The sequence below is a fragment of the Streptococcus mitis genome, assembly GCF_902159415.1.
Classification (GTDB): domain Bacteria; phylum Bacillota; class Bacilli; order Lactobacillales; family Streptococcaceae; genus Streptococcus; species Streptococcus mitis_BG.
This window is the reverse complement of record NZ_CABGJU010000006.1, coordinates 1-6306: the sequence shown is the minus strand read 5'-3', so window position 1 is coordinate 6306 and position 6306 is coordinate 1. Positions and strand designations below refer to the sequence as shown.

Annotated in this window: 7 protein-coding genes and 2 pseudogenes; all 9 read right to left on the bottom strand. The window is 35.0% G+C overall.

Annotated elements, in window-relative coordinates:
• Positions 1-299: 299 nt before the first annotated feature.
• The 9 genes and pseudogenes from FN031_RS08900 to FN031_RS08855 all read right to left on the bottom strand — a co-directional run bounded on the left by FN031_RS08900 (position 300) and on the right by FN031_RS08855 (position 6134).
• Positions 300-584 carry a hypothetical protein gene (locus tag FN031_RS08900; protein ID WP_014334291.1) on the bottom strand — a complete coding sequence of 95 codons (285 nt, stop codon included), beginning with the start codon at positions 582-584 and terminating at the stop codon, positions 300-302.
• Between the two features lie 69 nt (positions 585-653).
• Positions 654-788, bottom strand: a complete 135-nt coding sequence (locus tag FN031_RS09185) for a hypothetical protein (RefSeq protein WP_000667627.1) — start codon at positions 786-788, stop codon at positions 654-656.
• Between the two features lie 43 nt (positions 789-831).
• Positions 832-1170, bottom strand: a complete 339-nt coding sequence (cadX, locus tag FN031_RS08890) for a Cd(II)/Zn(II)-sensing metalloregulatory transcriptional regulator CadX (protein WP_000711078.1) — start codon at positions 1168-1170, stop codon at positions 832-834.
• Between the two features lie 11 nt (positions 1171-1181).
• Complete coding sequence (locus FN031_RS08885; protein WP_312847908.1) at positions 1182-1796, bottom strand: CadD family cadmium resistance transporter; 615 nt, start codon at positions 1794-1796, stop codon at positions 1182-1184.
• Between the two features lie 299 nt (positions 1797-2095).
• Complete coding sequence (locus FN031_RS08880; RefSeq protein ID WP_002893754.1) at positions 2096-4159, bottom strand: heavy metal translocating P-type ATPase; 2064 nt, start codon at positions 4157-4159, stop codon at positions 2096-2098.
• A gap of 1 nt (position 4160) precedes the next feature.
• Entirely contained in the window at positions 4161-4439 is a 279-nt protein-coding gene (locus FN031_RS08875) for a DUF6110 family protein (protein ID WP_002893755.1), read from the bottom strand.
• Between the two features lie 180 nt (positions 4440-4619).
• A pseudogene (locus tag FN031_RS08870) lies at positions 4620-5210 on the bottom strand (IS256 family transposase); the annotation flags it as partial.
• Positions 5211-5646: 436 nt separating this feature from the next.
• Positions 5647-5814 (bottom strand): annotated as a pseudogene (locus tag FN031_RS08860) (TIGR00341 family protein); the annotation flags it as partial.
• Positions 5811-6134 (bottom strand): potassium channel family protein, encoded by a 324-nt coding sequence (locus FN031_RS08855; protein WP_000825751.1) that lies wholly within the window; start codon positions 6132-6134, stop codon positions 5811-5813. The gene FN031_RS08855 and the pseudogene FN031_RS08860, both read right to left, overlap by 4 nt.
• Positions 6135-6306: the final 172 nt, after the last annotated feature.

Here is a 6306-nt window from a genome sequence, read left to right as displayed (position 1 = left end):
ACCTAGTTACAAAAATTTGGGGTGAACAGAAAAAGCATCCCGTATTTTTGATACGAAATGCTTTCAATAAGTTTAAATAAGTTTTAACGTTTACTAAATTGTGATGCTTTACGAGCTTTTTTCAAGCCTGGTTTGGAAAGTATGGATTTCAGTTGGACTAAAAACAGCGTAATATCAAGGATTTTCTGAACAATATCTACTTTTTAATTTCATAAAATCTGAATCAATATTTTTTAAATAGGGGAATAGTTTAGGTCTCTAAGCATTAAAATAATACACCTAACTTTGGTCACCGTTTTTTAGTTATTCACTCTTTTTTCGGATAGTGTTTTTAAAGTTATGATGTAAAATGCCGCAATTAAAACACTATACATCATAATCGGAGGATAGAGAATTAAGGACAGAATCAATCCCACTCCTTTAATTATTAGGTCAGGTATCAATAACTTCCTATATTGTGCGGTAGCTTCAAGTAATTCTTTCTGATCTATATTGGGTTTATCAATTACTTTATGTAAAAACCAGTTTGCTACCGTTGAAACAATAACGATCAGTCCATAAAAGAGCTGTGCCGTATGATTCATGAAATGACTACTAACTATTCCAGTAGCATAGGGCATAAATGAAACAAAAAATAAAAGATACAAATTCTTTCAAATTTCTTCCTTTTCAACTTGGCTAACTTGACCTGCATTACCTAGGTCGCTTTGCTTTAAATTATACTTTTTTCTTAAACATTTGATACGAGTAGGTATTTCTTGTGAGTAATTTTCATCAAAAAATTTCATATATAATCTCCCTATAATCATGGAAAAGTAGTAAAAATAGTTGTTATCCTAGTTGATTAAAAAAATCTCTGATTTCCTCATCTTTTATAAAATAATATATAATTTTCCCCTCTCTTCTAGTATCCAAGATGTTTTGATTGGCTAGTTTACGAAGATGGTGGGAGGCAGATGCCATACTGAGATTTAATAAACAGGCTATATCGCAGACACAGAGTTCTTCGACGGCAAGGAGATAAAAGATGATATTTATCTGTTTATTATCGGTAAATTTTGATAAAATGCGAAGTGATTTTTGGACTTTTTCCTTTTCAAGGTAGTTCGTTGCGGTTGTAACATTTTGTTGATTAATAACATCCACTTGGCATATACTATCTTTTTTCATAATTTTTTCTCCTATCCGAACACAGTCCTTAGTATGTTAAAGCTGTTGTTTTCAATCAGGATATACATCCCCAATCCTAAATAAACAACGGCAATAAACCATCTGCTATATTTTTCCAAAGTTTCTCCAACAGAAGGGACTTGTGCCAATTTTTGTGCAGAAAAAACCAAGAGATAAATCATGACTAGAAAAGTAAGTAAAGCCACTATCAAATTCGCTAAATTTAAGGTAATAAAATATGGGACAAAAACACCAATATTGTCAGCACCACAACTTGCAAAAGTAATCATAGCGACTAGAAAAATCAGGTTTTTATTGTCTTTTCGCAAACCATCTTTTGCAATAGCTTCTCCATCAGAATCTCCTAAAAGCAAAACTTTGAGGCCTAGGAAAATTGGAATCAAACCGAGTAAACCTAAAATCTCTTTACTAGGAATATAATTTAAGACAAATGCAAAAAGCAAACTTAGGAATATTAGACTAACAGAGCCTAGAAATTGTCCTAAATAGATGTTAATGATGTCTTTTCTGCTTTTTCTTTTGGCAAAAAATAACATTAGGATAATAAGTAAGTCTACGGCTGTCCCAGAATACAGAATTATTGAAGTAACAACATTTTGAACCATAAAACACCTCATTCAAATATATTTTTGAATGTATTCTAACATTAAACTTTGTAGATGTCAACTTAAAATCCACCAATTAATAATTGCATGTCAATATTTGTATTGTGAAACTAGTTTCAGAAATATATAGTCTTAAAGTATGTCCACTGCCAATGGTTTTTTCAATATTTAAAAGGAGAGAACCAATTTGGTCCTCTCCAGGGTATAATTTTCCATCAACCCACTACAGTTGACAAAGAGCCGTTATTCTCAAATGAGACAACTCCTTTTAGTTTTTATAACCTCAGCTTCTCGGTCTCTTACCTACTTTTAATAGAAAGACTACGAAGGACGATTCTTAAAGTAGTCAGATTGTGCAATATCGAAAGATTAGATGGGCTTAACCAATTTAACAACCCAAATCCAATTAAACTTCCATTTATTACAACTGTTTCTTGAATATTTCTTTGAATTAATTTCTGCAACGATTCAGATAAAGAATTCAATTCCTCGAAGAAATCTAAACGATTATCTAATAATAAAATATCACTCATCTGCTTAGAAATATCAGCACTTTCATTCATCACAACCCCAATATCTGCAAGCGTCAAGGCAGCAGAGTCGTTTAACCCGTCTCCAACCATCAAAATAGTTCGGCCAGCTTTCTGTAATTCCTGAACCAACTGAAACTTACCATCTGGTTTTAAATCAGTATAAACGTTGTCAAATGGCAGATCTTTAACCAACTCTTCTGTTCTAGCCAACGTATCACCAGTTGCCAGAATCAGTTTTTTCCCTTGGCGCTTTAGCTTTTTCAATGCAACTTTCGCCTCGCTTCTCAAGGGAGTGTGGATACAAAACATCCCAATTAATTCTTTCTTATAAGCCAAAAACAATAAATTGTAATGAGTCTTATATTGCTCAATCAAGGCCAGCTGCTCAGAACTAATTCTTACCTGTTCGTCTTGCATTAGTACATAATTTCCAATGACAACCGATTGACCATCAATTTGCGATTTAATCCCTTTGCTTGCAACATACTGAAGCTTGCCATGCATTTCTTCGTGTTCAATGCCTTCAATTTCAGCTTGTTTAACAATTGCATTGGCAATAGGATGATAGATATGTTCCTCCAAACATGCACTTATTCTTAAAATATCTTTCTCAGTATAATCTCCGAAAGGAAGAACCTTTTCAACCAAAGGATAACTCGTCGTGATGGTACCCGTTTTATCAAACAAGAAAGTATCCACTTCCAGATATTTTTCTAATACATCACCATCTTTAATAACCATTTCTCGATTTAGACCTTCCTTTATGGCCGTAAGGTAGGCTACAGGTGTGGATATTTTTAGAGCACATGAAAAATCCACCAATAAAAAGGAAATGGCTTTTGAAAACGAACCTGTTAACAGATAAGTCAAACCAGCACCTAAGAAGTTATATTTTACAACCTTGTCTGCCATCCTAATAAAATGACGTTGTTTTGTCTTCTTACTCTCTTCAGATTTTTTCATCAGATTGATGAGTTGCAAAATACGACTGTTTATCTGATTATCAGTCACACGAATTCTTAACTCTCCTGTTTCCAAAACAGTATTCGCACATACAGAATCTCCCTCTTTCTTTTCAACAGGGAAGCTCTCTCCAGTCAAGGAACTCTCATTGACCATGCCTAATCCTGAAACCACTTGGCCGTCAAACAAGATTTCATTCCCTTGGGAGACAACTAATACATCACCTACTTGAACATCAGAACTCTTGATGCTGATGACCATGTCTCCCCGCACTAAGAAAACATCACTTTCTTTAGCAAGAAGGCTTTGTTCCAAATCTGTTGCTGTTTTTTTTAAAGACCACTGATCCAGATGATTACCCAAATCAAGCATAAACATGATGTTGCTAGCTGTCTTGGATTGGTTCATAAACAAGGACAACAAAATGGCCGAACAGTCCAAGACCTCCATGGTTAGTTCCTTGCGCGCTAAAGTTTGATAGGCTTCTTTGACATAACCCAAAGCCTGATAACAAGTCCAAATATAACGAATAGGGTAGGGTACAAAACTTCGAAACAGCAAACGCTTAATCGCTGCACCCGATACAATTGAATAAGCACTCTCTTCTCTACGAATGGGAAGAGTCATCAAGTCCGAAACTTTCCCCTTGTCAATTTTTTTTAAAAAGGCCTCTGCATTTTCTAATACAGAGAAGCCTTCTTTCATACGTAGAGTAAAGTGCTGCTGATCCATATAAAACTGAATAGAGTCGATCCCTTTTTCATCTTTAGCCAAGGAACGAAGATAATCTTGAATATCCAAGGTCAGTGAAAACGAGGACGATAATCGGATATGTTGATATCCTCTGTGTAGCACTTTAAAAGACATATTATTCACCTGTCAGGCTATCTAATTGTTCTTCTTTCTTTTCCTGTTCGTATAAATATTTAGCGTCTTGTAAAACATCATCACCGTGTTGTTTTACAACAGAAACAGATGCATCCAGTCCATCTTTCAATTTGTAAGCTTTAGCCAAGGCCTTAGAATAGCCTTTCTTAGCTTCTTTACTTGCTAAGACTTTCAAGCCAAGCGTCCCAAATGCTACCCCTCCTAAGAAGAGAGATGATTTTTTCGCAACTTTTGCGACGTTTAATACTTCTTTTAACATGTTTATTTCCTCCTTGTAACTATTGTAGCGAAAAATGACAGCAAAAGCAATTGCTGATATCTGATATATAGATAAAATTCTCTATACTGATATTTAATTATATTATGATGAAAACAATATACTTTATTTTTTGATACTGTCAATAATTATGTGTAAACACTTAAGTAGAGTTACGGAGTGTTAATTAAATAAGCTTTCAAGTGTATCAGAACATTGACCAAACCCTTTATGGATTCGTTGACTTTGCTTGAAATTATAATCTTCAAACAACGTAACTAAGTAACGTTCCAGAGCCTCCTCATTAGGAAAAAGAACCTTCTTTTTCGTTTGATGTTTGATTTCTTTGTTAAGAGACTCAATGAGGTTTGTCGAATACATGCTGTGCCAAATCTGGTAGGGAAACTGATAAAAAGTTAAAAGATTATCCGTCTTCTCCAGACTTTCCATGACTTTCCTATACTTTGGTTTCCATTCGGCGAGAAAGTCCTCTAAAGCTTGTCCTGCCATTTCTAAATTTTCAGCACGATAAATCATTATAAATTGCCCCAGAATAACCGCTCTATCTGCTCGTTTCACTTTACTAGCTAGATTTCGACTAATATGAATTAAGCAACATTGTTGTTTAGCTAATGGGTGAGCCTGACTGATAATCTGCTCAAGCCCCTTAAAGCCATCTGTAACTACAAGAGAAATCTGTTGGATTCCTTGGTTTTGAAGCTTGTCTAACAGGGTGGACCAAGAAGCATTGTTTTCTTGAGGCAACTGTGCATAGCATATCTCTATGCGACTAAAGTCGCTAGAGCTATCCTAATTGCGCACCGCCAGTTCTCATAGAAAAAAACACCTTGCAAGATGCAAAGTGTTTTCGTTTGTATTCTGCTGTCCAGTAACGAATTAACGTTTACTAAATTGTGATGCTTTACGGGCCTTTTTCAAGCCTGGTTTGGAAAGTATGAATTTCAGTTGGACTAAAAACAGCGTAATATCAAGACTTTTCTCCGCTTTTATAAAAGCTTTTTTCCAATCAAATTCAACTAATTTTATCCGAATGGTGTGGATTTTACCCCCAAAATTACAGAGAATGGAGCTGATAAACACTAAACGTTCACACCATTAGTTAAATGATTTTTTGTTCATCATTTTTCTTAGATGATAGAACTTCTAATTTATTTCTTATTCAAGCAAAAACAACCTGCTATAAGTAAGAAAGAGGTGAAATCAACATGGCTCCTATAATGACAGCTGTTGAATTCATATTTAGTCCGATAGAGGCAATAAAAATTGCACACATCAAAATCGCTGTATCTCTCAATCGAACATGAAGGTCATCGTATAATTTCTCACGGTATTCCCGTGTTGAATAATTGGCAGTCATTTGTCCTCTCCTCTTTCCTTATTTAAATTGGTATAATAATTAAAAATAACAGCTGATAAACAGCCAAAAAATATGAGCCCATAAATCGTCAAGAAGACACTGGTAATCCTTCCAATCAAGGTCACAGCTAGGAGATCCCCGTAGCCGACAGTCGTCGAAGTCACAAAAGCATACCAAAGACCGTCTCCGTAATTTGTGATAGCAGGTTCAACTAGGAAAAGCACGCCTCCTGACCCAAAAACAAAGGTCACAAAACTCAGAGCAAACCGAGTAAAACCCGTAACCTGCATAATATGCCATAACATTTTTAAACGTTTCATTTGTTCTCCTTATTCATACTAGCTCCTGACCGAGCCGTTTTTTTCCAATAATCAAAGTGAAGATAGGACATGATCTCCATCAGAGAAAGATAGACAAACTGATAGATCTGATTTAAGCTGATTATCAACTGATATTGTTTGAAAAATGACTGGAAGAAAGACCAGATATGAC

Bases quoted from the DNA above. Each gene is read 5' to 3' on its own strand.
- FN031_RS08900 (WP_014334291.1), bottom strand. From the start codon at position 584: ATGAATCATACGGCACAGCTCTTTTATGGACTGATCGTTATTGTTTCA.
- FN031_RS09185 (WP_000667627.1), bottom strand. From the start codon at position 788: ATGAAATTTTTTGATGAAAATTACTCACAAGAAATACCTACTCGTATC.
- cadX (WP_000711078.1), bottom strand. From the start codon at position 1,170: ATGAAAAAAGATAGTATATGCCAAGTGGATGTTATTAATCAACAAAAT.
- FN031_RS08885 (WP_312847908.1), bottom strand. From the start codon at position 1,796: ATGGTTCAAAATGTTGTTACTTCAATAATTCTGTATTCTGGGACAGCC.
- FN031_RS08880 (WP_002893754.1), bottom strand. From the start codon at position 4,159: ATGTCTTTTAAAGTGCTACACAGAGGATATCAACATATCCGATTATCG.
- FN031_RS08875 (WP_002893755.1), bottom strand. From the start codon at position 4,439: ATGTTAAAAGAAGTATTAAACGTCGCAAAAGTTGCGAAAAAATCATCT.
- FN031_RS08855 (WP_000825751.1), bottom strand. From the start codon at position 6,134: ATGAAACGTTTAAAAATGTTATGGCATATTATGCAGGTTACGGGTTTT.